The sequence below is a fragment of the Salipiger abyssi genome (assembly GCF_001975705.1).
Lineage (GTDB): Bacteria > Pseudomonadota > Alphaproteobacteria > Rhodobacterales > Rhodobacteraceae > Salipiger > Salipiger abyssi.
This window is the reverse complement of the sequence record NZ_CP015093.1, coordinates 4,203,295-4,227,168: the sequence shown is the minus strand read 5'-3', so window position 1 is coordinate 4,227,168 and position 23,874 is coordinate 4,203,295. Positions and strand designations below refer to the sequence as shown.

24 protein-coding genes are annotated in these 23,874 nt (G+C 64.9%); 15 read left to right on the top strand and 9 right to left on the bottom strand.

Features of this window, described 5'->3' with window-relative positions; genetic code table 11:
- The first annotated feature begins 6 nt into the window (after nt 1-6).
- Nucleotides 7-2,211 carry an amylo-alpha-1,6-glucosidase gene (locus Ga0080574_RS24145; protein ID WP_043869995.1) on the top strand — a complete coding sequence of 735 codons (2,205 nt, stop codon included), beginning with the start codon at nt 7-9 and terminating at the stop codon, nt 2,209-2,211.
- Nucleotides 2,212-2,253: 42 nt separating this feature from the next.
- Here the strand turns inward: Ga0080574_RS24145 and Ga0080574_RS24140 are convergent, their stop codons facing one another.
- Entirely contained in the window at nt 2,254-2,478 is a 225-nt protein-coding gene (locus Ga0080574_RS24140; protein ID WP_043869994.1) for a hypothetical protein, read from the bottom strand.
- 212 nt (nt 2,479-2,690) lie between these two features.
- On the opposite strand from Ga0080574_RS24140, the gene Ga0080574_RS24135 reads away from it, so the two are divergent.
- From Ga0080574_RS24135 to Ga0080574_RS24120, 4 genes are all read left to right on the top strand, one after another.
- Complete coding sequence (locus Ga0080574_RS24135) at nt 2,691-3,188, top strand: Hsp20 family protein (protein WP_043869993.1); 498 nt, start codon at nt 2,691-2,693, stop codon at nt 3,186-3,188.
- Between the two features lie 80 nt (nt 3,189-3,268).
- Nucleotides 3,269-4,000, top strand: coding sequence for an NADH dehydrogenase ubiquinone Fe-S protein 4 (locus Ga0080574_RS24130; protein ID WP_082033237.1), 732 nt, complete (start codon nt 3,269-3,271; stop codon nt 3,998-4,000).
- Nucleotides 3,997-4,236: a DNA-directed RNA polymerase subunit omega gene (gene rpoZ / locus Ga0080574_RS24125; RefSeq protein WP_052453270.1), complete on the top strand. Its 240-nt coding sequence runs from the start codon at nt 3,997-3,999 to the stop codon at nt 4,234-4,236. The genes Ga0080574_RS24130 and rpoZ overlap by 4 nt, the downstream gene beginning before the upstream one ends.
- A gap of 30 nt (nt 4,237-4,266) precedes the next feature.
- Complete coding sequence (locus Ga0080574_RS24120) at nt 4,267-4,629, top strand: SPW repeat domain-containing protein (RefSeq protein ID WP_052453269.1); 363 nt, start codon at nt 4,267-4,269, stop codon at nt 4,627-4,629.
- 438 nt (nt 4,630-5,067) lie between these two features.
- Here Ga0080574_RS24120 and Ga0080574_RS24115 read toward each other — a convergent pair whose 3' ends face one another.
- On the bottom strand, nt 5,068-6,138 hold the full coding sequence (locus Ga0080574_RS24115; RefSeq protein WP_043869992.1) for a site-specific integrase: 1,071 nt from the start codon (nt 6,136-6,138) through the stop codon (nt 5,068-5,070).
- 119 nt (nt 6,139-6,257) lie between these two features.
- Between Ga0080574_RS24115 and dusA the strand changes: the two genes are divergently transcribed.
- The gene (gene dusA / locus Ga0080574_RS24110; RefSeq protein ID WP_076705620.1) at nt 6,258-7,265 is read left to right on the top strand and encodes a tRNA dihydrouridine(20/20a) synthase DusA; all 1,008 of its coding nucleotides are present in this window, start codon (nt 6,258-6,260) and stop codon (nt 7,263-7,265) included.
- A gap of 3 nt (nt 7,266-7,268) precedes the next feature.
- Here the strand turns inward: dusA and Ga0080574_RS24105 are convergent, their stop codons facing one another.
- Genes Ga0080574_RS24105 through ccmI form a run of 3 tightly spaced genes read right to left on the bottom strand, consistent with a single transcriptional unit; the run spans nt 7,269 to nt 9,214 of the window.
- Nucleotides 7,269-7,499: a DUF1289 domain-containing protein gene (locus tag Ga0080574_RS24105; RefSeq protein ID WP_076705617.1), complete on the bottom strand. Its 231-nt coding sequence runs from the start codon at nt 7,497-7,499 to the stop codon at nt 7,269-7,271.
- 3 nt (nt 7,500-7,502) lie between these two features.
- Nucleotides 7,503-7,973, bottom strand: coding sequence for a Holliday junction resolvase RuvX (gene ruvX, locus Ga0080574_RS24100; protein WP_076705615.1), 471 nt, complete (start codon nt 7,971-7,973; stop codon nt 7,503-7,505).
- Nucleotides 7,970-9,214: a c-type cytochrome biogenesis protein CcmI gene (ccmI, locus tag Ga0080574_RS24095; RefSeq protein WP_076705613.1), complete on the bottom strand. Its 1,245-nt coding sequence runs from the start codon at nt 9,212-9,214 to the stop codon at nt 7,970-7,972. The genes ruvX and ccmI overlap by 4 nt, the downstream gene beginning before the upstream one ends.
- A 179-nt stretch (nt 9,215-9,393) precedes the next feature.
- On the opposite strand from ccmI, the gene Ga0080574_RS24090 reads away from it, so the two are divergent.
- Together Ga0080574_RS24090 and Ga0080574_RS24085 are read left to right on the top strand one after the other, a co-directional pair.
- Nucleotides 9,394-10,638, top strand: a complete 1,245-nt coding sequence (locus Ga0080574_RS24090; RefSeq protein ID WP_076705611.1) for a sarcosine oxidase subunit beta family protein — start codon at nt 9,394-9,396, stop codon at nt 10,636-10,638.
- On the top strand, nt 10,635-11,171 hold the full coding sequence (locus Ga0080574_RS24085) for a hypothetical protein (RefSeq protein WP_076705609.1): 537 nt from the start codon (nt 10,635-10,637) through the stop codon (nt 11,169-11,171). Before Ga0080574_RS24090 ends, Ga0080574_RS24085 begins: the two co-directional genes overlap by 4 nt.
- Nucleotides 11,172-11,281: 110 nt before the next feature.
- Here the strand turns inward: Ga0080574_RS24085 and Ga0080574_RS24080 are convergent, their stop codons facing one another.
- Nucleotides 11,282-11,686, bottom strand: a complete 405-nt coding sequence (locus Ga0080574_RS24080; RefSeq protein ID WP_237219312.1) for a hypothetical protein — start codon at nt 11,684-11,686, stop codon at nt 11,282-11,284.
- A gap of 236 nt (nt 11,687-11,922) precedes the next feature.
- Between Ga0080574_RS24080 and Ga0080574_RS24075 the strand changes: the two genes are divergently transcribed.
- The 5 genes from Ga0080574_RS24075 (at nt 11,923) to Ga0080574_RS24055 (ending at nt 17,035) form a co-directional block, all read left to right on the top strand.
- Nucleotides 11,923-12,216 carry a hypothetical protein gene (locus Ga0080574_RS24075; protein ID WP_156876441.1) on the top strand — a complete coding sequence of 98 codons (294 nt, stop codon included), beginning with the start codon at nt 11,923-11,925 and terminating at the stop codon, nt 12,214-12,216.
- Nucleotides 12,217-12,318: 102 nt separating this feature from the next.
- Nucleotides 12,319-12,642, top strand: coding sequence for a sarcosine oxidase subunit delta (locus tag Ga0080574_RS24070; RefSeq protein WP_076705605.1), 324 nt, complete (start codon nt 12,319-12,321; stop codon nt 12,640-12,642).
- 67 nt (nt 12,643-12,709) lie between these two features.
- The gene (locus tag Ga0080574_RS24065) at nt 12,710-15,745 is read left to right on the top strand and encodes a sarcosine oxidase subunit alpha family protein (protein WP_076705603.1); all 3,036 of its coding nucleotides are present in this window, start codon (nt 12,710-12,712) and stop codon (nt 15,743-15,745) included.
- Nucleotides 15,738-16,307, top strand: a complete 570-nt coding sequence (locus tag Ga0080574_RS24060; protein WP_076705601.1) for a sarcosine oxidase subunit gamma — start codon at nt 15,738-15,740, stop codon at nt 16,305-16,307. The genes Ga0080574_RS24065 and Ga0080574_RS24060 overlap by 8 nt, the downstream gene beginning before the upstream one ends.
- Nucleotides 16,308-16,435: 128 nt before the next feature.
- Complete coding sequence (locus tag Ga0080574_RS24055) at nt 16,436-17,035, top strand: superoxide dismutase (RefSeq protein ID WP_076705599.1); 600 nt, start codon at nt 16,436-16,438, stop codon at nt 17,033-17,035.
- A gap of 104 nt (nt 17,036-17,139) precedes the next feature.
- On the opposite strand, the gene Ga0080574_RS24050 is transcribed toward Ga0080574_RS24055, so the two are convergent.
- Nucleotides 17,140-18,621, bottom strand: coding sequence for an inorganic phosphate transporter (locus tag Ga0080574_RS24050; RefSeq protein WP_076705596.1), 1,482 nt, complete (start codon nt 18,619-18,621; stop codon nt 17,140-17,142).
- A gap of 37 nt (nt 18,622-18,658) precedes the next feature.
- Nucleotides 18,659-19,138 (bottom strand): NUDIX hydrolase, encoded by a 480-nt coding sequence (locus Ga0080574_RS24045; RefSeq protein ID WP_076705594.1) that lies wholly within the window; start codon nt 19,136-19,138, stop codon nt 18,659-18,661.
- A gap of 132 nt (nt 19,139-19,270) precedes the next feature.
- Between Ga0080574_RS24045 and truA the strand changes: the two genes are divergently transcribed.
- Nucleotides 19,271-20,038 (top strand): tRNA pseudouridine(38-40) synthase TruA, encoded by a 768-nt coding sequence (gene truA / locus Ga0080574_RS24040; RefSeq protein WP_076705592.1) that lies wholly within the window; start codon nt 19,271-19,273, stop codon nt 20,036-20,038.
- A gap of 35 nt (nt 20,039-20,073) precedes the next feature.
- Here the strand turns inward: truA and Ga0080574_RS24035 are convergent, their stop codons facing one another.
- Entirely contained in the window at nt 20,074-22,092 is a 2,019-nt protein-coding gene (locus Ga0080574_RS24035) for a response regulator (protein WP_076705590.1), read from the bottom strand.
- A 578-nt stretch (nt 22,093-22,670) separates the two neighbouring features.
- On the opposite strand from Ga0080574_RS24035, the gene Ga0080574_RS24030 reads away from it, so the two are divergent.
- Entirely contained in the window at nt 22,671-23,846 is a 1,176-nt protein-coding gene (locus Ga0080574_RS24030; RefSeq protein WP_076705588.1) for an aspartate aminotransferase family protein, read from the top strand.
- Nucleotides 23,847-23,874 lie beyond the last annotated feature (28 nt).

The following is a 23,874-nucleotide window of genomic DNA, read 5'->3' as shown; positions in this document are numbered from 1 at the left end:
AGTAAGATGACCGAGGCGCTGCAACAGACGGCCTTGCGTGCGTCGCAACTGGTCGCGCCGCCGGCGCAATTCTTCATCCCGGCGGCAGCCTCCTTGCAGGAGCGGCGGCCACGAACCCTGAAGCACGGCGATACCTTCGCCGTGTTCGATCACAATGGCGATGTGCTCTCGGGGCCAGGCAGCCCCGAGGGCCTGTTCCATCGCGACACCAGGTATCTCTCGCATTACTATCTGACCATCGGGGGAGAGCGGCCCATGCTGCTCTCGTCCACATTGCGCGACGATAACGCCACGCTGACCTGCGATCTGACGAATCCCGATCTTTATGACGAAACCGGTCGCTGTCTGATTGCGCATGATCGCATCCACATGCGCCGGACGCGGTTTCTCTGGCAGGGCACGTGTTATGAGCGGCTGGCGGTACGCAATTTCGACGAGGCCCCACATGAGATTACCTTGGAAATCGCCTTTGAGGCCGATTTTGCGGATATTTTTGAGGTCCGTGGCCGGGTGCGGGCCCGCCGGGGAACGTCGCTCTTGCCGGAGGTGGATGGCTCGCACGTGCTCTTGTCGTACCGGGGGCTCGACCACAATCCACGTAGCACCGCTCTGCGTTTTGATCCTGCGCCTGCGCAGCTTGAGCCGGGGAAAGCCGTCTATCGTCTGAGCCTCGCCCCCGGCGAAACGCGTTCGCTCTTTATCGAGATCGGCTGCGACGTGAATGGGGCTGAGGATCCTCCGTCGCGCCTGTTTTTCCGCTCGTTGCGGGACGCGCGCCGCGCACTCAGACGTTCTTCTTCCCGCGCAGCCACGGTGCAAAGCTCCAACGAGATATTCAACGAGACCATGCGCCGTTCGGTCTCGGACCTCTACATGCTCATGACCGATACGGAGGAGGGGCCCTATCCCTATGCGGGCGTGCCCTGGTTCAGCACCGTGTTCGGGCGCGATGCTCTGATCACCGCCTGGGAAATGCTCTGGCTCGACCCGGCGGTCGCGCGGGGCGTTTTACTGCATCTTGCGGCCAACCAGGCGACGGAATTCGATCCGGATACCGATGCCGAGCCAGGCAAGATCCTTCATGAAGTGCGTTATGGCGAAATGGCGGAAACCGGCGAAGTTCCGTTCCGGCGCTATTACGGCAGCGTGGATTCGACACCGCTGTTCGTGATGCTCGCCGGGGCGTATTTCGAACGCACCGGCAATCGGGTGGTGCTGGAAACACTCTGGCCGCATGTCTGTGCGGCGCTCGACTGGATCGAGACCTATGGCGATCGGGACGGCGACGGTTTCGTGGAATACGGGAGGCGCAGCGACAAGGGGCTCGCCAACCAGGGGTGGAAGGACAGTCATGATGCGGTGTTTCACGCCGATGGGACGCTGGCCAAGGGGCCGATCGCGCTATGCGAGGTACAGGGCTACGTCTATGCTGCCCGGCTGGCTGCGTCCGAGATCGCACGGGAACTCGGTCATGACGGGATCGCGGAGGAACAGGCGCAAAAGGCCTCGGAATTGAAGTCCCGTTTTGACGCGGCGTTCTGGGACGATGAGCTTGGAACCTATGTGCTCGCCCTCGATGGTGACAAACGGCCCTGCCGAGTACGCAGTTCGAACGCGGGCCATCTGCTCTGGACGGGAATCGTCCCGGAGGAGCGCGCCGAAACGGTCGTTCGAGCCCTGATGGGGCCGTCGTCTTTCTGCGGATGGGGAGTGCGGACCATTGCCGCGGGTCAGGCACGGTACAATCCGATGAGCTATCACAACGGGTCGGTCTGGCCCCATGACAATGCGCTGATCGGGGCGGGGTTGGCGCGCTACGGGTTCCGTGAAGAGGCCGCACGGATTTTCGAGGGCATCTTCTCTGCGGCCACCTATATCGACCTGCGACGGTTGCCGGAGTTGTTCTGCGGCTTCCCGCGCCGCGAGACGCAAGGCCCCACCTTCTATCCGGTGGCCTGTACGCCGCAGGCCTGGGCGGCGGGAGCGCCGCTTTTGCTGCTTCAGGCCTGTCTCGGGCTGCGCTTCGACGCCGAGGCGCGGCAGGTGATCTTCGAGCAACCGATCCTTCCGGAGTTTCTGGGAGAGGTCGTGCTGCGCAATCTCCGCCTTGATGGTGGATCCGTCGATGTGGCTCTGCGCCGGTCTGGCACCCACGTGGTTGCCGATGTTCTGCGTCGCGACGGACCGGTTCGGGTTATTGTGACCACCTGAAGGGACGGGCTGGCGCCATCGTCTGCGCCAGCCCGATTTCTGCTACTGCAGATCATCTTCTTCCTGATCGGCTTCGAGCAATTCGACCAGCCGGGCGACCCGGCCCGATGGGAAGGGGCTATGGGCATCGACCTGCGCCTCGTCCGCCTCGACCCAGGCCTTGGCACAGGCAAGTTCGGAGGCGTCGGCGCCGGTGCGCAGAATATCAGACAGAAGCGTGGGGTCCGTGCCGGGACCCAGGATGCTTTTCACGTCGTTTTCGGTCATGATCTCCTCCTTTCGAATGCTACAAGGAAGCAAGAGAAATATAGGAGAGCTGTTCGTAGAAAAAAGTTTCCGAGCATCCTCTTGAAACCGTAAGGTGCTGTTCCAAATCACTTTATGCAGATCGCCCAGATGGGGATCGGCCATAAAGCGGGACATCGCTCCTGCGGTGCTCCCGATGTCTGTACCCATGTTGCTCAAAGGAGGATATGGCTATGGCAACGACACTTGATTTTGCACCTCTGTTCCGTTCGAGCGTTGGCTTCGACCGTATGCTCGACGCGCTCGAGACAGCCCGTCGAGTGGAGACGCTCGACAACTGGCCGCCTTATGACATCGTCAAGACCGGCGAGGACGACTATCGCATCGACATGGCGGTGGCGGGCTTTGCCGAAGACGATCTGACCCTGACCCAAGACAAGAACATGCTGATCGTGTCGGGCCGCAAGGAGACGCCCGAAGGTGACGGCGGTGTCAGCTATCTCTATCGTGGCATCGCCGGCCGGTCGTTTGAACGTCGGTTCGAACTGGCCGATCACGTCCGGGTCGAAGCGGCCACGCTGTCGAACGGCTTGCTGACCGTCGAGCTCAAGCGCGAGATCCCCGAGGAACTCAAACCGCGTCGGATCGAGATCGCGTCGGCTGAGGCGACCGAGGGTCTCGAGACCAGGCAGCTCGAGACAGCTCCAGAGCCGGAACCGGTCGCGGCCTGAACCAGCTTGGACCCAGAACGGGACGTTCCGGCCGCTCGGGTGGCGGCCGGACGCCCTTCCTGCAATCTGGAGGCTAAGAGATGAACGTGATCAGCGGAGATTTCACAGGACAATCACATGTATCACCCATTCTGAGTCAGGCCGGTTCGCGACCAGACTGGGACTCTTCTCTGCCGGACGATGCGGTCGCCCGGATATGGAAACCGTCGAAATCGGCGATGACCTCGGGGCGCACGCGTACGAAGGGCTGGAAGATGAGCTTTCCACGCCGGACCGGTCCTTGGCTCGAGCCTTTGATGGGCTGGACGGGTGGCGACGACACGATCCAGCAGATAGACCTTAGCTTTCCGACGCTGGAAGCCGCTATTCGCCATGCAAAGCGTCTGGGGGTGGCTTACGAGGTGCATCTGCCGGCAGGCGAAGCCGCGCGCCGTGCCGCCCGGGCACGGGACAGGCAGGCCGGGCTGTGGTCCGATGCCACGCTCTCTCGGCTCGGACTGTCCGAGATGCGGCAAACCTATCGTGACGCGATGGCCGGCGCAAAACGGCGGGGCGATCCGAAAGGCGGCGATGATGGGCGTTCTCCCATTGAAGTTGCTTCGGACGCCAGCCTGTCGTTGGAGGCTCGCCGTTCTATCCTGATGAACTGGGCCTACACGGAGTATCTTCAGGATGTCGCCAGCACCGAAGGCATGCCGGAAAACCAGCGTGCATCGCAGTTTGCCGAGGTTGAACGAGCGCTGTTGGCGCTTGAAGCGGCGGTGGCCGCCGACGGATTGTATCCATCCGTTGAGGAAGGGAGGGCGGCATGAATCCCTTCGTTGCAATTGATGCCCAGCAGGCGGTGCCCGATCGTTTCGCACTGGTCCTCGCCGCGAGCGCCCGCAGCCGGGCGCTGAGGGCCGGGGCAGAACCGCGGGTCGAACCTAAACGGCAAGCAACCGAAGAGCTTGCCTTGGAAGAGATCGCGACCGGTGCGATTTCGCAGGAGGAGCTGTTGCCCTTCCTGCCTGCGCCGGCGCCCAAGCGGCTGGCTCGGCCGCATTGAATCCCTGGTGAAGAGAAAGGAGGTAACACCATGAGCAAGACCTGGACCACGAACTATGACAAGCTTGGCGACGGCATCAGCCTTCTCGCGGGCCTAGCCCTCGCTGGGTTGCCCTTCGTCGTCACGATGACCGATATTGCCTTCTGGAGCGCCCTACTGACAGGAGGACTGATCGCAGTGCTTGCCGCAATTGCGCTTTGGCGACCGCATGAAGGGCTTGACTGGGCGCGTATGGTTGCGGGTGTCTGGGCTGCGATCAGCCCATGGGCTCTCGTAGCCGGCTTCACGCTCAGTATCGCGCTTGCCCATGTGGCCCTCGGCGTGCTCGCGCTGGCCTTTCCCGCCTGGCGGCGCTGGAAGAACGACGGTGGGAATTCTGCTCTGACAGCCTAATTTGGCTACCGGCCCCGCGAACGGGGCCGGTAGTTTCTTACGTTGTTTGAAAGACCAACGAAGTAGTGACGCGTTATCGGGATTTAAACCTCCACCTTCGGAGGGCAGCGCTCAAGAGTGCTGTCGCGTTTCCGCCAAGGCTAAGCTACCGCTCGAAATAGCAATTCCAGACCGCGGGAAATCCCCACAACCATCGCAATTTTCTTAGATACATCTCTAACATCATCTGGCCCCATGGGCCGACCGTCCAGTGGCAAGTTATGATGGGTGCGCCCTCCCGCAACCATCTTTACTTGCTCGGGGCGCAAGTTGTGATCAGATCCTGCCCCCGCAACCAACGATACTTCGATAATTTGAAGGCAGATCGCTTGGAGTGTGGCCTATTTGAGCTTCCTTCAAAGTTTCAGGCTGGGGAACCTTCGGCAAGGCGGGCTGAGCTCAGGCTCTGTCGATTGCGACCTGCATTCCCGGCCAGTTTGCATATTTGTCGCCTGTTTCTCGGATGTGCGTATAGCGTTTCAGGCTAACCCAAGACCTGTGTCCGCTGACCGCCGCGACATGGGGGATGTTCCAACCCATCTCGAACAACCGGGAAATGCCTTCGTGGCGCAGATCGTGGAAGTGCAGATCCTCGATCCCGAGTAGCTTGCAAGCGCGTGTGAAGTTGGTCGTGATCGCGTCCGGGGAGTAGGGGAAGATCTCAGCCTTGCTCTTGCGCATACTGTCGATGACCCGAATGGCCTCCTCAGGCAGATCGACCCAGGTATCGTTTCCGAGTTTTTCGCCGGGATGCTTCATGTCGCGGACCAGGATGCGCTTGTGCTCCTTCTGAAAGTCATCCCAGGTGAGCCGGGTGATCTCTGCCTGTCGGCGCGTCGAGAAGAGAGCGAAAACGATCACCTTGTGCATGGGCATGGCTTGAGGCGTTCTCTGGCGCCGATCAATGAAGTGGGCCAGCAGCCGGTCGAGTTCATCAAGGGTGGGCCTGCGGTTCCGCTGCGCAGAACGGGAGATGATCCCCATGCGGCGCGCGACGGTGATCGCGTCTCTCATCTCCCGGTCATCCAGTCGAAAGTCCCACATCGGTCGGGCTATGGCGAAAATGGAGGCGAGATGGCTCGCGTAGTTCCCGACGGTTTGCGGTTGTCCAGGCAGTGACTGAAGGAACTCGATGATATCCTTCGCCTTGATGGTGGAGCAGGGCAGATCGGCGATCGGGTAGGTGGTGATGGTCCTGAGGACCTGCGCTTTCGTGCGGCCGATGTCCTTCACGGCTTCCTCGGTATAGCGCTCGATCGCTTTGGACAGCGGGGGATCGGATGCGTTCAACTCTTCCAGCGCACCAGGTCTTGCTAGCTCTTTCTCGCGTTTCTTTATCCAGGCGGTCGCAGCTGGACGTCTGTCAAAAGTCTTCGTCTCATGATAGACGGTGCCCTCGCGCATCACTCGTACACGTGCCCTGTAGCTGTTATGTCCATCCTTGCGTTTGCGCGTGGTGATCGAGCCCATGATGGTCTCCCCATTTGGTCCATGGAACTGTATTTGGTCCACAGGACCAAATCCAGTGTCAAAATCGACTGATTTGGTCCATAATGAGCGGAAACGAGACGAGCTGAAGGTGCGCCGAAGTGGCTGAGAAAAAAAGAAAAAAGGAGATATCAACGGCTTCCCGTCTGTCCGTCGCGCCCATGATGGACTGGACCGACCGGCATTGCCGGTATTTCCACCGGCTGCTGTCGCGGCAGACGCTGCTCCATACCGAGATGGTCACCGCCCCCGCGCTGGTGCGGGGTGGGGCGCTGCATCTGCTCGATTTCAGCCCCGAGGAACATCCCGTCGTGCTGCAACTGGGCGGGTCGGAGCCGCAGGAACTGGCCGAGGCGGCGCGGCTTGGTGAGCAGGCGGGATACGATCAGGTCGACCTCAATTGCGGCTGCCCGTCGGACCGGGTGCAGTCGGGCACGTTCGGCGCGGTGCTGATGAAGACGCCCGAGCTGGTGGCCGACTGCGTCGCTGCCATGCGCGCGGCGGTGGGCATCGAGGTGAGCGTGAAATGCCGCATCGGGGTCGACGATCAGGAGCCGCGCGAGGTGCTGCCGCGCTTTGTCGAAAAGGTTGCCGGGGCAGGGTGCCGCAAGGTGACGATCCATGCGCGCAAGGCCTGGCTGCAAGGGCTCAGCCCCAAGGAAAACCGCGATATCCCGCCGCTCGACTATCCGCTGGTGGTGGAGATGAAGCGGGCCTTCCCGGAGCTCGAGATCTCGATCAATGGTGGCATCGACAGTCTCGAAGCCGCGCAGGCGCTGCTGGAGGAGGGGCTCGACGGGGTGATGATTGGGCGCGCCGCCTATCACAAGCCCTGGGAGATCCTCGCCGGGGCGGATGCGCGGATCTATGGCGCTGCGGCGGAGGCCAAGGCGCCCGAGGACATTGCCCGCGCCATGCTGCCCTATATCGAGCGCCATCTGGCGCAGGGCGGGCGGCTGCATCAGATCACCCGGCACATGCTGGGGCTCTTCGCGGGCCGTCCCGGTGCGCGCGGCTGGCGGCGGGTGCTGTCGGAGGAGGCGACGCGCGACGGCGTGGGGCCCGAACTGATCGAAAAGGCGCTGATGCGGGTGACCGAGGCGGCCTGAGCCTTACCGGTCGCGCCGGCCCGCGCGCCCGCCGCGGCGGCGGATGAGCTGGCTCTTGCGGCCCGGCAGCTCTGCCATCACCGCACGGCGCTCCGCCTGGGTCATCTTCGACCAGGCGGCGATCTCGTCGATGCTGCGCAGGCAGCCGGTGCAGAGCCGCGCCTCCGGATGAATGACGCAGATCTTGATGCAGGGGCTCTCGATCTCGTCGCGTTTCCAGACCTCGTCGCTCATGGCTTACCCCCGCAGATGGCGCAGCCGGTCGAGCGCGCCCTGAAGGATGTAGGAGGCCGCCACATGGTCGATCAGCTCGGCGCGCTTCTTGCGCGAGGTGTCGGCCTCCAGCAGCGCGCGCTCGGCGGCGACGGTGGAGAGGCGTTCGTCCCAGAAGGTCAGCGGCCCGTCCCAGAGCTGCGCGAAATTGCGCGCGAAGGCGCGGGTCGACTGGCAGCGCGGGCCTTCGGAGCCGTCCATATTGCGCGGCAGGCCGAGCACGATGCCGCCGATCTCGCGCGCGGAGAGGATCGCTTGCAGGCGCTGCGCATCCTCGGTGAATTTCTTGCGCTTGATCGTTTCCAGCGGCGTGGCCACGGTCAGCAACCGGTCCGACAGCGCCACGCCGATGGTCTTGGTGCCGAGGTCGAGCCCGGCGATGGCGCGCATCGGGGGCAGGGCAGCGGCAAAGTCTTCGATCTCGTCGAGGATCATTCCACCACCCCCGCCTGACGTGCGCCGGCGCGCACGATGTCCAGCATCTCGGGCCGCCCGGCAAAGACGGTCTGCGCCTCGGCCCAGATCGCACCGGCGCGCTCGGTTTCGCCCAGCACGCCGAGCGCGCCCAGTAGCTGCGCCCATTCCTGCGGCGAGCCGCCCTCGGTGGCCAGCCGCTCGCCCAGCCGGTCGACCATGCCCTGGATCATGTCCTGACGTTCGGCGTCGCTCAGGTCGGCGGTGGCCTCCACATCGGCGGCGCTGGGGCCGGCGAGCCCGGGGCCGCGCGGTGCGGCGCCGGCGGGAAGCTGGTAGTCGTTCTTGCCGGCGGCCATGGCGAGCTCGCCGATCTGCTCGCGGATCGGCGGCACCCAGGGATCGTCGGGCGCGCTGTTGCGCAGCAGCTGGTCCCAGATGCGGAAGGCGGAATCGGGCCGCCCGGTCTGCGCCATCATCAGCCCGCCGTAATAGCGGGCCACGCCGTTCGCCGGATCGCGCGCCATGATCTCATCGAGCACCCGCTCGGCCTCGGGCGAGACATAGCCGCCGGCGGCCAGCACCAGCATGTCGGCGAGATCGGCGTAATCCTTGGCGGTGGCGCTCTCGCCCTTGAGCTCGATCAGCCGGCGCTGCGCCGCATAGGCCGCCGGGTAGTTCCCCAGCGCCGCCTCGGAGCGGGCAAGCAGCATGTGGCCCTGAATGTCGTCGGGCCGTTCCTGGACGGCGCCGCGCAGGCGCTCGACCAGCGTCATGTAATCCTCGGGCGCCTCGACCTGCGGGGTGGCGGGAAGCTGCGCCTCGACCTCCTCCTGGCTGGGACGGTTGGCGCGCAGCTCACGGGCAGAGGCGATGCGGTCCTGCAACCCCAGATCGCCATAGCCCGGCGCGCCCAGCGTGGCATAAAGCCCGAAGCCGCCGCCGAGCAGCGCCAGTGCGATCAGCACCGCCATGGCCGTGGCCGGGCCGCGCCCGCGCGCGCTCTCGCCCTCGGTATCGTGGATCTTGGCATCGGCGGCGAGGATGCGGCGTGACACCTCGGTCTTGAGCCGCTCGGCCTCTTCGCTGCCGATCACCCCGCGTGCCGCGTCGCGCTCGATCTCCTTGAGCTGGTCGCGATAGATCTGGAGGTCATAGGCCTCCGCCGGGCCGGTCTCGCGCTGCCCGCGCAGCAGCGCCAGCGCCAGCAGCGCCGCCACGATCAGCGCGCCCGCGCCTGCAACGATCCAGAAAAGGGTCATGCTCACTCCCGTCCACGTCCTCCGGATCCATGTATAGATGCAAAGCGGCGGAAAAAAGCCCTCAGAGGCGCGGCCAAATGGCCCTGCGCGCCGCCGGGGGACAGGGTGGTTGCGGTTCACGCCCGGCTGATGTTGAGTTCTGGTGGTAGGGGACGCGCCTGTCCCGGATTCGAGGCCCGATGAAACGTTACTCCGTCTTTGCCATCGCCCGCGAGGCCGCACGCTATCACACCGGATGGGGCCGCGCCTGGCGCCGTCCGCAGCCGAAACCGCGCTATGACGTGGTGATCGTGGGGGCCGGCGGGCACGGGCTCGCCACCGCCTATTACCTCGGCAAGAATTTCGGCATCACCAATGTCGCGATCATCGAGAAGGGCTGGCTCGGCGGCGGCAATACCGGGCGCAACACCACGATCATCCGCTCGAACTACCTTCAGGACCCGTCTGCGGCGCTCTATGAAAAGGCGCGCTCGCTCTACGAGACGCTGAGTCAGGATCTGAACTACAACGTCATGTTCAGCCCGCGCGGCGTGATGATGCTGGCCCAGACCGAGCATGAGCTGCGCGGCTATCAGCGCACGGTGCATGCCAACCGCATGCAGGGCATCGACACCGAGATGATCTCGCCGCGCGAGGTCAAGCGGCTCTGCCCGATCATGAATATCGACGGCCCGCGCTACCCGGTGCTGGGCGCGCTCTGGCAGGCCCGCGGCGGCACCGCCCGGCACGATGCGGTGGCCTGGGGCTATGCGCGTGCCTGTTCCGACATGGGCATGGACATTATCCAGAATTGCGAGGTCACCGCCGTGCAGCGCGACGGGGACCGCGTGACCGGCGTCTCCACCACGCAGGGAGATATCGCCTGCGACAAGCTGGGCATCGTGGTCGCGGGCCATTCCGGGGTGCTGGCCGAGATGGCCGGCTTCCGCCTGCCGCTGGAATCGGTGGCCTTGCAGGCGCTGGTCTCGGAGCCGATCAAGCCCTGCATGGACGTGGTCGTCATGGCCAACACCGTGCATGGCTATATGAGCCAGTCCGACAAGGGCGAGATGGTGATCGGCGGCGGCACCGACGGCTATGTGAACTACACCCAGCGCGGCAGCTTCCAGCATATCGAAGAGACCGTGCGCGCGCTGGTCGAGACCTTCCCGATGATCTCGCGGCTGAAGATGCTGCGGCAATGGGGCGGCATCGTCGACGTGACGGGCGACCGCTCGCCGATCCTGTCGAAAACGCCGCTCGAGGGCTGTTTCATCAATTGCGGCTGGGGCACCGGCGGGTTCAAGGCGATCCCGGGCTCGGGCTGGGGTTTTGCCGAGCTGATGGCGAAGGGGCATTCGCCGCTTACCGAGGCGTTCGGGCTCGACCGCTTCCGCGAGGGGCGGTTCATCGACGAAAGCGTCGCGGCGGGGGTGGCGCATTGAGGATATTCTATTTCGGTGAAGATCTACTTGATTTGCTTGTAGCCAAGGCTCTCGCGCCGCTGGTCAAGTGGCACCTCGCCGCAATGGAAAAGCGCGATGGTGACGCTGCGTCTCGTCAGAAAGAACAGTTGCAGGCGTTGCACAGACTCTTCGCGCGTGCGGAAGGCGCGCTTTTGGCGTTGATGCCCGTTGTTGCTGTCATAGCCCTTTTGGGCGTCACTTACGTTCTGAGTCAGTCCTGTAGTGACTGGGCATCTCTGCAACGTTTCGGTGTTGTGTGGATCGTTTTGTCATTGCTGATCGTTTTTTGGGAAATAAAAGATACTGACCGTATCGTGCATTTCAAAGCGATCCACAGGCTCTTTAGAGAGCTCCCAAAGGAATGCCGTTTTGATGGAGAGGACGAACTCTATAAAAGCTCGGTTTCTCATTTTCTCAAATTTCGGAAGGGTGTGGAATTGCTCTCCGTTCTGATCGGAACTTTGATGACCGGATACGGTGATTTGATACTCGGAAAGGTCCGGGCATGCTAAGGGGCACGCCGCTGTTCCACCTCCACAACGATCAGAATATCTCCGGCGCCAGGACGGAGAATGGTGCGATCCGACAGTGCATCGACCGGCATAGCGCCAGCGGGGATCCGCTACTTCCCGCCGATCGCCCGTTTCATCTGGAACGGCGCCGGCGCCACCAGCCCCACGAGGCCGGCCAGCGCGCCGTGACCGTCATTGCAGGGCGGGTGCCAGCTATGGATGAAGTCCTGCGCGATCATCGCCCGGTCCTCGGGACGCGCCAGCGCCAGCCCGCCGATGGTGTCGAAGCCGAGGGCCTCGGCGCGCTCCCACGGGCCGCCCGGGCGGCGGTCCTCGATCATCTGGCGGCCCATGGCGCCGGTCTCGCCCACATAGAGCACCTGCGCCTGCACCGAGCGCCCCTCGGGCGCGCGCAGGAACAGGTAAACCGCGCCGGTATCGGTAAAGACGGTATCGCGCGAAAACAGCTCCACCGGATACTGCCGCCCGCGATGACTCGTCAGCGTCAGGGTCATCAATCTGCCCATCTCTCTGCCCTTTCTTGTTGCCTCTCTGTTAGCGTAAGCGGCAACGCCGACGCGGATGTTAATGCAGCTCAAGGGAGAGTGGAAAAGCCCGGAAAAATCCGCAAATGCCCGGATTTTGCGCGCCTTGCCCGGCGGAATGCCGCCAATGGGGCGAAACGGGGATGGAACGGGGCACAAGTGACGCGCGTTCTCAATGCAGTCCGAAACTGCACAGGAACGCTCAGATGTCCGATCACGCCGATACGCCCCCTCGCAACAATACCACCACAACCACAACCACGACAGGCTCCGGCGGCAATACCGGGCTGGCCTTCATCGTCGGCATTCTCGTCGTCGTGGTGGCGGTCATCGGCTTTGTCGTGTTCGGCGGCGCCGAGAGCGTCTCGGGCGACTCCGGCGATGATGTCACCGTCACCATCGAAGGCGCGGGCGACGCGGTCGACGATGCCGGCAACGCGCTGCAAGGCGCGGCCAATGCCATCGAAGGCGCTGCCGAAGAGGCGACCGACGGTCAGTAACGCCGACCTCCCGAAAACATTTTCCCTCATCGGACCCGGCCCCGCGCGGCATAGCGCGGCGGTCGGGTTTTCGCGTTTTGGATCCGGATTAGGAGCCTTCCCATGCTGAGCCTGCATTGTCCCTGCTGCGGCATCGACGCCGCCGAGATCGAGCTTGCCCCCGGCGGCGAGGCGCATCTGAAACGCCAAGGCCCGGGCAGCTCCGACGCCGATTTTGAGACCTATCTCTTCACCCGCGACAACCCGCGCGGCGTGGTGCTGGAGCGCTGGCGCCACGCCTATGGCTGCGGCAAGTGGTTCCTCGCCGCGCGCGACAGCGTCACCATGGAGGTCTACGGCACCTATCCCGCCCAGACCCACAATCCGCCGCAGGAGATCCTCGACCGCATCGCGCGGCGTCACCCGGACCGGGCACGAAGCGCATGATCCTTCATCTTTCGACAAATACTCCCGCCGGAGGCTCCGCCGGCGCCAGCATCACGAGGTCCGAGCGATGAGCACGCGACTGGCCAAGGGCGGCCGCTTCACCGACCGGTCGAAACAGATCGGCTTCACCTTCAACGGCAAGCGCTTCACCGGCTTTGCGGGCGATACGCTGGCCTCGGCGCTGCTGGCCAACGACCAGATGCTGCTGGGCCGCAGCTTCAAATATCACCGTCCGCGCGGGCTGGTGGCTTCCGGCGCCGAAGAGCCCAACGCGCTGGTGGGGCTCGGGCAGGGCGCGCGGTTCGAACCCGATCAGCGCGCCACCACGACCGAGCTCTTCGACGGGCTGGTCGCCGACAGCCAGAACCACTGGCCGAGCCTGGAATTCGATGTCGGCGAGGTGAACGCGACCCTGGCGCGTTTCCTGCCGGCGGGGTTCTATTACAAGACCTTCCTCTGGCCGCGCGCCTTCTGGAAACATCTCTACGAGCCGGTGATCCGGCAATCGGCGGGTCTCGGCAAGGCGCCGCATCCGGAGGTGCGCGACGCCGACCGCTACGAGCATTTCCACGCCCATGTGGATCTGCTGATCGTCGGCGGCGGCGTCGCCGGCTTGCAGGCGGCAAGGGCCGCCGGGGCCGCCGGCGCGCAGGTGCTGCTGATCGAGCAGGGCGCCCATTGGGGCGGTCGCGCGCCGGTCGATGGCGGCAGAATCGACGGCATGGACCCGGGGGACTGGGTGGCCAAGACCGTGGCCGAGCTGGAGGCGATGGACAATGTGCGCCTGCGCCTGCGCTGCATGGGGGCGGGCGTCTACGATCATGGCTATGCGCTGGGTTATGAGCGCGTCACCGATCACAAGCCTGGCGCCAGGGGGCCGCGCCACCGGCTCTGGCGCATCCGCTGCAAGCAGATCCTCGCCGCCACCGGCGCCATCGAGCGCCCGCTGAGCTTTGCCGGCAACGATGTGCCGGGCGTCATGCTGGCCTCGGCGCTGCGCGATTACGTGGTGAATTACGGCGTTTCCGCCGGCGACCGCACCGTGGTGGTGACCAATAACGATGACGGCTATCGCACCGCCATCGCGCTGAAACAGGCCGGGCTCGACGTGCCCGCCATTCTCGACGCACGCCCGCTGGGCGGCGGCGCGCTGATGGCGGAGGCCAGGGCGCTGGGCATCCGGGTAGAGCCCGGGCGCGGCATTGCCAAGGTGCTGGGCGGCAAGCGTGTGACGGGCGTGGCCACCTGCCTTCAGGCCGGCGAGGGCGCGGTGCTGGAAGAGATCCCCTGCGACGCGGTGGCGATGTCCGGCGGCTGGTCGCCGGTGGTGCATCTTTGGTCCCATTGCGGCGGCAAGCTTGCCTGGGACGAGGCCGGCGCCTTCTTCCGCCCCGATGCCTCCCGCGCGCCGACCGGTGCCGACGGCGCGCCCTTCGTGAGCGTGGCCGGGGCCGCGAACGGCGCGTTCCACCTTTCCGACACGCTGGCCGATGCCGAGAAAGCCGCGGTCGCGGCCGCCGAGGCGCTGGGCCATAAGGCGGGTGCGGCCGCGCCGCGGGCCGAGGCCACGACGGAGGCGCCGCTCGCGCCCGTCTGGCTGATGCCGCAGGGCGCCCATGCGGGGCTGCGCATGAAGGCGTTTCTCGACTACCAGAACGACGTCAAGGTCTCCGATGTGCAGCTTGCCGCGCGCGAGGGGTATGAAAGCGTCGAACACACCAAGCGCTACACCACGCTGGGCATGGCGACGGATCAGGGTAAGCTGTCCAATATCAATGGACTGGCGGTGCTTTCTGATGCGTTGGGTGAACCCGTTCCGCAGGTCGGCACCACCACCTTCCGCCCGCCTTACACGCCGATCAGCTTCGGCGCCATCGCTGGCGAGGCGCGCGGCGAGATCTTCCAGCCGCTGCGCCGCACGCCGATGCATGACTGGCACGAAACGCACAATGCCGCCTGGGAGCCGGTTGGCCACTGGCGCCGCCCGTATTGCTATCCGCGCCCGGGCGAGACCAAGCACGATGCCGTCAAGCGCGAGATTAAGTCCACGCGGCAAAGTCTTGGAATCCTTGATGCATCGACGCTCGGAAAGATCCTGGTCAAGGGGCCGGACGCGGGCAGATTCCTGGACATGATGTATACCAACATGATGTCGACCCTGCCGGTGGGCAAATGCCGCTACGGGCTGATGTGCAATGAAAATGGCTTTCTGATGGATGACGGCGTCGTCGTGCGCCTCAGCGAGGACAGCTGGCTCTGCCACACCACCTCCGGCGGCGCCGATCACGTCCATGCGCATATGGAAGACTGGCTGCAATGCGAATGGTGGGACTGGAGGGTTCTTACGACCAATCTCACTGAGCAATACGCCCAGATCGCCGTGGTCGGCCCCAATGCCCGCAACCTGCTGGAAAAGCTCGGCGGCATGGATGTCAGCAGGGAAACGCTGCCCTTCATGCAATGGGCCGACGGGACGCTCGCCGACACGCCGGTGCGGGTCTACCGCATCTCCTTTTCCGGTGAGCTCAGCTACGAGATCGCCGTGCCCGCCAATCGCGGCCGCGCCTTCTGGGGCAAGCTGCTCGAGGCCGGGGCGGAGTGGAACATCACCCCCTACGGCACCGAGGCGCTGCATGTGATGCGCGCTGAAAAGGGCTTTATCATGATCGGCGACGAGAGCGACGGCACGGTGATCCCGCAGGATCTCGGCCTTTCCTGGGCGATCTCGAAGAAGAAAGAGGATTTCCTCGGCAAGCGCGCCCAGGCGCGCGAGGACATGGCGCGCGGCGACCGCTGGCAGCTCGTCGGGCTGGAGACGCTCGACGGCACGGTGCTGCCCGACGGCGCCTATGCCATCGCGCCTGGGCGCAACGCCAACGGCCAGCGCAATGTGCAGGGCCGGGTAACCTCGACCTACTGGTCGCCGACGCTGGAAAAGGGCATCGCCATGGGGCTGGTGAAACATGGGCCCGAGCGCATGGGCGAGGTGCTGGCCTTCACCGCCGAAGATCAGGATCCGACCGACGAGAAGCCTTCGGTGGTCGAGGCGCGCATTGTCAGCCCGGTCTTCTACGATCCGGAAGGGGAGAAACAGAATGTCTGAGGTCATGGCCCCGATGCAGGGCGCCCATAGCGACGGGCTGGTCGAGATCGAGGCGCTGCCGCCGCTGGGCCAGATCGCCCTGCGCTGCGAGTTTTCCGACGATTACCGCGCAAAGCTCACCGGACTGCTGGGGCTCAGCTTTCCCGAGCCGCTCAAGACCACGGCGGAGGGCGAGCGCGCGCTGCTCTGGATGTCGCCGGACGAGCTCTTGCTCCTGCTGCCCTATGACGAGGTGCCCGGTATGCTGGCGCGGCTGGAGGAGACCTTTCCGAACTGGATCCTGCTTGCCGCCGATGTCTCTGACATGCGGGCGCATTTCCGCCTGCGCGGCCCGCATCTGCGAGACGTGCTGTCGAAGATTACCCCCGCCGACATGGCGCCCGGGGCCTTTGCGCCCGGCGACGTGCGGCGCTCGCGGCTGGCGCAGGTCGCCGCCGGCTACTGGCTGCGCGGGCCGGAGGAGGCGCAGGTCTTCGTGTTCCGCTCGGTCGCAGACTATGCCTTCCGCGTGATGAGCGTGGCGGCAGAGCCGGGCGGCGAGGTCGGGTTCCATCCCGCCTGACCCCCCTCCCGTGCCGGGACGTGGAACATTCCGCATCCCGGGACGTTTTTCCAAGGACTGACTTGACCTCACGCTATGCGGGTCTAGGAATGTCGTGCAAATTCACTCAACGCCAAGAGGATATCTCAATGTCGTTCGAACTTCCCGATCTTCCCTATGCACATGACGCTCTCGCCTCCAAGGGCATGTCCAAGGAGACGCTGGAATACCACCATGACATCCACCACAACACCTATGTGACCACGCTGAACAAGCTGGTCGACGGCACCGAGTGGGCGGGCAAGAGCCTCGAAGAGATCGTGACCGGCACCTATGAGGCTGGCGCCGTGGCGCAGAGCGGCATCTTCAACAACGCCTCGCAGCACTGGAACCACAGCCAGTTCTGGGAAATGATGGGCGGCGACGAGTCCGGCATGCCCTCCGAGCTGGAAGCGGCGCTGAAGGACTCCTTCGGCACGATCGAGAAATTCAAGGAAGATTTCGCCGCCGCCGGTGCCGGCCAGTTCGGCTCGGGCTGGGCCTGGCTGGTGAAGGACACCGACGGTGGCCTGAAGGTCACCAAGACCGAAAACGGCGTGAACCCGCTCTGCTTCGGCCAGACCGCGCTGCTGGGCTGCGACGTGTGGGAGCATTCCTACTACATCGACTTCCGCAACAAGCGCCCGGCCTATCTGGCCAACTTCCTCGACAACCTGGTGAACTGGGAAAACGTCGCCTCGCGCATGTGATCCCTGGGATTATACCCGTCGAACGCAAACGCCCCGCGCAGTCCGCGCGGGGCGTTTTCATTTGGGGCTGCCGTCTTTGTCCGGCTCGGGCGCGGGCGGGGGGCTTAGAAACCCAGCCCCTGTAGCAGCCAGAAGCACAGCGCCGAAAGCAGCGCCGCGGCGGGCACGGTGACCACCCAGGCCGCGACGATGGTCATGAAATGCGACCGCCGCACCAGCTTGCGCCGGGCACGTTCCTGCCGGGCGATGCGCTGCGCCACGGGGCGGTTGTCAGCGATGCGGCGGGCGCGGCGCTCCATGTACCATTCGCGGAAGAAGCCGACGCCGAACACCCCGCCCACGGCGATATGGGTGGAGCTGACCGGCAGGCCGAGCCAGGAGGCGGCGATCACGGTCACCGCCGCCGATAGCGCCACGCAATAGGCGCGCATCGGGTTGAGCTTGGTGATCTGGCTGCCCACCATGCCGATCAGTTTGGGGCCGAAGAGGACGAGGCCGAAGGAGATCCCCAGCGCGCCGATCACCATGACCCAGAGTGGGATCGACACCTCGCCCGCGACCTCCGCCGATTGCTGGGCATAGACCACGGCGGCCAGCGGCCCCACCGCATTGGCCACGTCATTGGCGCCATGGGCAAAGGACAGGAGCCCTGCCGAAACCACCAGCGGCAGCCGGAACAGCGTCTTGAGAGAGCGGTTGCGGTTCTCCATCCCGCGCGACTGGCGGCGGATGAAGGGCACCGAGATCAGCCAGACCAGAACGCCCGCCGCCGCGCCGATTGTCAGCGCCAGCGGCAGGCCGATCTTCATCACATGGCTCAGCCCCTTGATCGAGAGATAGGTGGCGAAGGCAGCGCTCATCACGCCGATCAGCACCGGCACCCAGACCCGCGCGGCGGCGATCTTGTCGGCGACATAGATCACCCGCCACTTGATGAAGGCCAGCATCGCCGCCGCGATCACCCCGCCCAGCAGCGGCGAGATCACCCAGCTTGCGGCGATGGCGCCCATGGTGGGCCAGCTCACCGTTCCGAGCCCCGCCGCCGCGATGCCCGCGCCCATGACGCCGCCGACGACGGAATGGGTGGTGGAGACCGGCGCGCCGATCCAGGTGGCGATATTCACCCAGATCGAGGCCGAGAGCAGCGCCGCCATCATTGCCCAGACAAAGACCCGCCCGTCTGCCAGCCCCTGCGGGTCGATGATGCCCTTGGAGATCGTCGAGACCACGTCGCCGCCCGCCAGCAGCGCGCCGGCGCTTTCGCAGATCGCCGCGATGGCGATGGCGCCCAGCATCGACAGCGCCTTGGCGCCCACTGCGGGGCCCATATTGTTGGCCACGTCATTGGCGCCGATATTCAGCGCCATATAGGCGCCGAAGGCCGCCGCCACCACCACGGCAAGCCCCTGCGGCTCGCCGCCGGTGAAGAGCGCCGCCGCCAGCGCCGCCAGCGTGACGAAGACCAGCGAGATGCCGACCCCCACCAGCGGCCTTGCGCTGTACATGGTGGCGGCCTCGAGCCGCGACAGGCGGTTGAGGTCCTGGTCCAGTGTCTTCCACTGATGGCTGGTGCTGTCCTGTGACACGGGAAAAGTCGTCCTTGATGGCGCGGGCGCGCGGAGCTCAGCCCCGGCGCGTGCTGTCCGGCAGTTCCGGCAGATCGCGCAGCAGCGCCTTGAGCTGGTCCTCGTCGACCAGCTCGGCGGCCTCGTCGGGCGTCATCCAGCTGCGCTGGCGTTCGCCGGCTTCGGGAAAGGTTTCATAGAGCTTTTCGACCTCGATGGCATAGACATCGACATCGGTCATGATCGGGAGGCCGCCGCTCAGCACCTTGTGATAGCGATAGCGCCCGATGCGCAGGGGGCGGCCGCCGCGCGGCTTCACCCCGGCCTCTTCCCAGGCTTCCTGAAGCGCGGTGCCGCCGCCATCGGTGCCGTGAATCGGCCAGCCCTTGGGAATGATCCAGCGTTTCGTCGTGCGCGAGGTGATCAGCAGAACCTCGGGGCCGGTCTCGCCGTGTCGGTAGCAAAGCGCTGCCACCTGGAACCGCGGCGGGCGGCTCAGAACCGGGGCGATGTAGCGTTTCCAGACACGGGCGAACACAGTAGCGATACCTAGACCTTTGACATGGATCGGCGCTGTGTAATGAAACCGTTACAATTTCTCAACCCGTCCCGATACGGATGCGCAAGGGTGGGGATTGCCGGACACGGACGGAGGGGCTAAGGGGCCGTCATGCCCAGATACGCGCTTTTGGTGGAATATGACGGCGGGCCTTTTTCGGGCTGGCAGCGGCAGGCGGATCAGCCCTCGGTGCAGGGCGCGATCGAGGCCGCGCTGGCGCGTCTCGAGCCGCGCGATCACACGATTGCCGCCGCCGGGCGCACCGATGCGGGCGTGCATGCGCGCGGTCAGGTGGCCCATTGCGACATGGCGAAGGACTGGGATCCGTTCCGGCTTTCCGAGGCGCTGAACTATCACCTCAAGCCAGCACCGGTGGCGATCCGTGCCTGTGCCGCTGTAGATGACGACTGGCACGCGCGGTTTTCGGCTCTGGAGCGGCGCTATCTTTTCCGCCTGCTGGTGCGCCGCGCCCCTGCGACGCTGGAGGCGGGGCAGGTCTGGCGGGTGATGAATCCGCTCGATCTCGGGGCGATGCGGGCGGGCGCGGCGCATCTCATCGGCCTTCACGATTTCACCACCTTCCGCTCGACCATGTGCCAGGCGGCCTCGCCGGTGAAGACGCTGGACGAGATCCGGATCGAGCAGGTCGAGACCGGGGCGGGCACGGAATTCCATTTCTCCCTGCGCGCCCGCAGCTTCCTGCACAACCAGGTGCGCAGCATCGTCGGCACGCTGGAGCGGGTGGGCGCGGGGAGCTGGGCGCCGGGTGACGTGAAGACGGCGCTGGAGGCCTGTGACCGCGCGGCCTGCGGGCCGGTCTGCCCGCCGCAGGGGCTCTATCTGATGGGGGTGGGGTACCCGGAGGCGGTGTTCGGCTGAGCCGAGAGAAATGCCTTGAGCCACTCTCGGCCAGATCAGTCCTCCTGTGACGATCTCGGAACCGAGGCCACGACCTCGCGAAGCACCTGCCAGTTGATCGGCTTTTGCAGAAAGCGCTCGCCGCTGTCGCGTTCGAGCTTCTGCCGGGGAGATTCGTAACCCGACATGAGAATGACGTGTATCTCGGGATATTCCGCACGGATCATGCGCGACAGCGCGCCGCCCTGGACCGGGCCGGGCATGGCGAGGTCGGTAATGACCAGATCCGGGCGGTAACCGCTTTGCAGCAGGTCAAGCGCCTCCTGGCCCGAGGAGCATAGCTCGACGTCATGCCCGTCAAACGTGAGCTGGCGCATCATGACCTGCCGCACCTGTACCTCATCCTCCACGACAAGAACCCGCCGCGCGAGGCTGGCGGTCCCGCTCGACCGATCGGTTTCGGAAACGGCATCGGCCGCGCCACAACCGGCAAGCGGGAAGGCCATCGTGACCACCAGCCCGGTGCCTTCTTCCGCGTTTTCCAGCGACAGACCGCCGCCGGATTGCCGGCAAAAGCCCGATGCCACCGACAGGCCAAGCCCGGTCCCTTCTCCGACCGGTTTCGTCGTAAAGAACGGGTCCGTTGCGAGCCCCAGCGTCTGCGGCGCCATGCCCGGCCCGCTATCCGCGACGGTGACCACCGCGAAGAGGCCCGGCCAGAGCTCTTCCTGTGCCGCGAACCCGGTCACGTCTTCCTGACCGTGTCGTTCGATCGCAGTGGAAAGCTCGATGCGCCCGCCGCCGGGCTGGGCATCGCGCGCGTTGATGAGGATATTCAGCAGCGCCTGGCGAAAGCCTGACTCGTCCACATGAATCACCGCCTGCGGCGCGGCGAAACGCGGGGCGATCGTGATATTCGCCGGGCAGAGCCGCTCGAACATCCGCACCGCCTCGCGCGCGAGCTCGTCGATGCGCGCATCCGTTGGCTTGAGCCGCGACTTGCGGCCATAGGCCAGAAGCTGGCCGGTCAACTGTGCCGCCTGGTTCGCGGCGCTGATCGCCTCTGCGACATAGACCTCATGGGTTTTCTCGTCCTTGTCGTGTTGCAGAAGTTCCAGATTGCCGACGATGACCGCGAGCGTGTTGTTGAAATCATGCGCGACTCCGCCGACCAGCCGGCCCAGCGACTCGATCCTCTGGCCGCGTTCCATGGCCAGCTCCACAGCCTGCCGCGCCCGTTCGCTGTCGCGCCGCCGGCGGTCCGATTCCGCGGCCAGACGCTCGGACACATTTGCCAGATGCGCAAAGAAAATCGCAGCGCTGCCGGTCAGGGCGATCATGACATAGGTCAGAACGGCAGCCCGGAGATCCGGAGACAGCATGTCTCGGCGCGACGCGATCAGCGCCAGCTCGGTCAGCCCGACCGGCCCGAAAATCAGAACGGGCAGGAGACGGCGCAGCATCTGGCTGCCGCGTTCCGGCGCGGTGACGACCCGCATCCAGCCGGTCTCCGGGATCAGCAGAAGCAGCGCGAGAAAGAGCAGCATAAAGCTCGCCGCCGTATGCAGCGCCATTTTCGTATAGATCGGATTGGAAAAGAGCGCCTCGGCGTTAAAGATATAGCCGAGCAGCGGGATTGCGACGGCACTCAGGCCGAGCGTTGCGGATATGAGCGTGATAAATTCGCCCTTATGCCGAAAGTGGCCGAATAGCAGGCAGGCCGCAACGGAAAGGCTGGCGACCGCCGTGCCGATCGACATGGCGTCCGGTCCGAGATCGAAGGCCGGAACCAGATAGGTCAGAAGAACGATGACCGGGATTACGGCGCCGCAGGCCAGGCTGACTGCCGACAACCTGCCGTCCCGGGTCTTTGCCGCGGCTCCCGCGCTGCCCAGAAGCACGCAAATCGCCGTGCCGGGGACCATCGCCGGGTATCCGGGCCGCAATCTCACGAAGAAGTCGATGCCTGCAATCCAGCCGAGGATCAGGTCCAGCAGCGCAATCGCGGCACAGACAGCCGAAAGCCTCACCGACCAGGCCTGATAGTCCGGCTTCGCCGCGACGTCTCTGTTCATTGGGGCGGCCCTCCTCGGAATTGAGACGATCCCGCTATTTTGGGATGACAGGGCGGAAAGCGCCGCCGGATAATACCCGTGCTCAGCGCGAAATTCTCTGATAATTATTCGTATTTAAAAAGTAACTTTATTTCAAGTTTAATTGGAATTGATCGTGTGTGCCGAAATCGTGATAAAAAGGTATAGTCCCGAAATTCATCGACAAGTCATCGTATTTCCACTGCTGCCGAGACCCGGATGCGAGGGATGCGTGGGCTTTCGACGGGGGGCATATCTGCCGGCGCATAAGGGATGGAATGGGACGGTGGCGCCTCGGGCGATCATCCTCAGCCTCCACGCCTCTGCATCGGGCGCGCTGATTGGCCGTGGGGGCGTCGTCACATCCCCCTTGCCAAACGCCAGCATTCCTGTATCAGCACATCCCATGACGCACGCGCCCCGAATCCGACGAGCCTGAAGGCTCCTCTTTCCCGCCTCCCGCAAGGGACGGCGCCCCGTTGCACGTCACAACCCCATAAAACTTGACTCGGCCCCAAGCCCTTGGCACCTATCGGGCCTCCTATGCTGAGGATTTCTCAATGATCCCGTCCGTCCTGCCCACCTATACCCGCGCGCCCCTGCACTTCGTGAAGGGCGAAGGCTCCTGGCTGGTGGAGGAAGACGGCCGCCGATTCCTCGATCTGGGCAGCGGCATCGCGGTGAACGCGCTGGGCCATGCCCATCCCGCGCTGGTCGCGGCGCTGACCGAGCAGGCGGGCAAGCTCTGGCATGTCTCGAACCTCTACGAGATCCCGCAGCAGCAGGCGCTGGCCGACAAGCTGGTGGGTGCGACATTCGCCGACACTGTCTTCTTTACCAATTCCGGCACCGAGGCCTGCGAGCTGGCGGTCAAGATGGCGCGGAAATACTGGTATGACAAAGGCCTGCCCGAAAAGACCGATATCATCGCCTTTTCCGGCTCCTTCCATGGCCGGTCCTCGGCGGGCATCGCCGCCGCCGGTTCGGAAAAGATGGTCAAGGGGTTCGGCCCGCTGCTGCCCGGCTTCAAACATCTCGACTGGCGCGATTTCGACGCGCTGAAAGACGCCATCGACGACAATACCGCCGCCGTGCTGCTGGAGCCGATCCAGGGCGAGGGCGGCATCCGACCGCTGCCCGATGACGAGCTGAAGGCGATCCGCGCGCTTTGCGACGAAAAGGGCTGCCTGCTGGTGCTCGACGAGGTGCAATGCGGCATGGGCCGCACGGGGCGGCTCTTCGCGCATGAATGGGCGGGGATCGTCCCCGACATCATGATGGTGGCCAAGGGCATCGGCGGCGGCTTCCCTCTGGGCGCGGTGCTGGCGACCGAAGAGGCGGCCTCCGGCATGACCGCCGGCACCCATGGCTCGACCTATGGCGGCAACCCGCTGGGCTGCGCCGTTGGCTGCGCGGTGATGGATCACGTGGCCGAGCCGGAGTTTCTCGCGGAGGTTAACCGCAAGGCCGGCTTCCTGCGGCAGAAGCTCGAAGGGCTGATCGCGGCGCATCCCGACATCTTCGAGGAGGTGCGCGGCTCCGGCCTGATGCTGGGGCTCAAGGTCAAGCCGGCCCCGGCGGAATTCGTCAAGGCCGGCTATGAGGCGCTGGTGATCACCGTGCCCGCCGCCGACAATGTGGTCCGCCTGCTGCCGGCGCTGACGATCTCGGATGACGAGATCGCCGAGGCCATCGCCCGTCTCGACGCCGCCGCCTCCGCGCTGGAAACCGCCTGAGCGTTTCCATTGGCTCTAAATATCCCGG

Bases quoted from the DNA above. Each gene is read 5' to 3' on its own strand.
- ruvX (WP_076705615.1), bottom strand. From the start codon at position 7,973: ATGATCCTCGACGAGATCGAAGACTTTGCCGCTGCCCTGCCCCCGATG.
- Ga0080574_RS24075 (WP_156876441.1), top strand. From the start codon at position 11,923: ATGTCCGATCACGCCGATACGCCCCCTCGCAACAATACCACCACAACC.
- rpoZ (WP_052453270.1), top strand. From the start codon at position 3,997: ATGAATCCCTTCGTTGCAATTGATGCCCAGCAGGCGGTGCCCGATCGT.
- Ga0080574_RS24030 (WP_076705588.1), top strand. From the start codon at position 22,671: ATGATCCCGTCCGTCCTGCCCACCTATACCCGCGCGCCCCTGCACTTC.
- Ga0080574_RS24060 (WP_076705601.1), top strand. From the start codon at position 15,738: ATGTCTGAGGTCATGGCCCCGATGCAGGGCGCCCATAGCGACGGGCTG.
- Ga0080574_RS24080 (WP_237219312.1), bottom strand. From the start codon at position 11,686: ATGACCCTGACGCTGACGAGTCATCGCGGGCGGCAGTATCCGGTGGAG.
- Ga0080574_RS24055 (WP_076705599.1), top strand. From the start codon at position 16,436: ATGTCGTTCGAACTTCCCGATCTTCCCTATGCACATGACGCTCTCGCC.
- Ga0080574_RS24120 (WP_052453269.1), top strand. From the start codon at position 4,267: ATGAGCAAGACCTGGACCACGAACTATGACAAGCTTGGCGACGGCATC.
- truA (WP_076705592.1), top strand. From the start codon at position 19,271: ATGCCCAGATACGCGCTTTTGGTGGAATATGACGGCGGGCCTTTTTCG.
- Ga0080574_RS24145 (WP_043869995.1), top strand. From the start codon at position 7: ATGACCGAGGCGCTGCAACAGACGGCCTTGCGTGCGTCGCAACTGGTC.
- Ga0080574_RS24035 (WP_076705590.1), bottom strand. From the start codon at position 22,092: ATGAACAGAGACGTCGCGGCGAAGCCGGACTATCAGGCCTGGTCGGTG.
- Ga0080574_RS24130 (WP_082033237.1), top strand. From the start codon at position 3,269: ATGAACGTGATCAGCGGAGATTTCACAGGACAATCACATGTATCACCC.
- Ga0080574_RS24105 (WP_076705617.1), bottom strand. From the start codon at position 7,499: ATGAGCGACGAGGTCTGGAAACGCGACGAGATCGAGAGCCCCTGCATC.
- Ga0080574_RS24090 (WP_076705611.1), top strand. From the start codon at position 9,394: ATGAAACGTTACTCCGTCTTTGCCATCGCCCGCGAGGCCGCACGCTAT.
- Ga0080574_RS24065 (WP_076705603.1), top strand. From the start codon at position 12,710: ATGAGCACGCGACTGGCCAAGGGCGGCCGCTTCACCGACCGGTCGAAA.
- Ga0080574_RS24140 (WP_043869994.1), bottom strand. From the start codon at position 2,478: ATGACCGAAAACGACGTGAAAAGCATCCTGGGTCCCGGCACGGACCCC.
- Ga0080574_RS24135 (WP_043869993.1), top strand. From the start codon at position 2,691: ATGGCAACGACACTTGATTTTGCACCTCTGTTCCGTTCGAGCGTTGGC.
- Ga0080574_RS24070 (WP_076705605.1), top strand. From the start codon at position 12,319: ATGCTGAGCCTGCATTGTCCCTGCTGCGGCATCGACGCCGCCGAGATC.
- Ga0080574_RS24115 (WP_043869992.1), bottom strand. From the start codon at position 6,138: ATGGGCTCGATCACCACGCGCAAACGCAAGGATGGACATAACAGCTAC.
- ccmI (WP_076705613.1), bottom strand. From the start codon at position 9,214: ATGACCCTTTTCTGGATCGTTGCAGGCGCGGGCGCGCTGATCGTGGCG.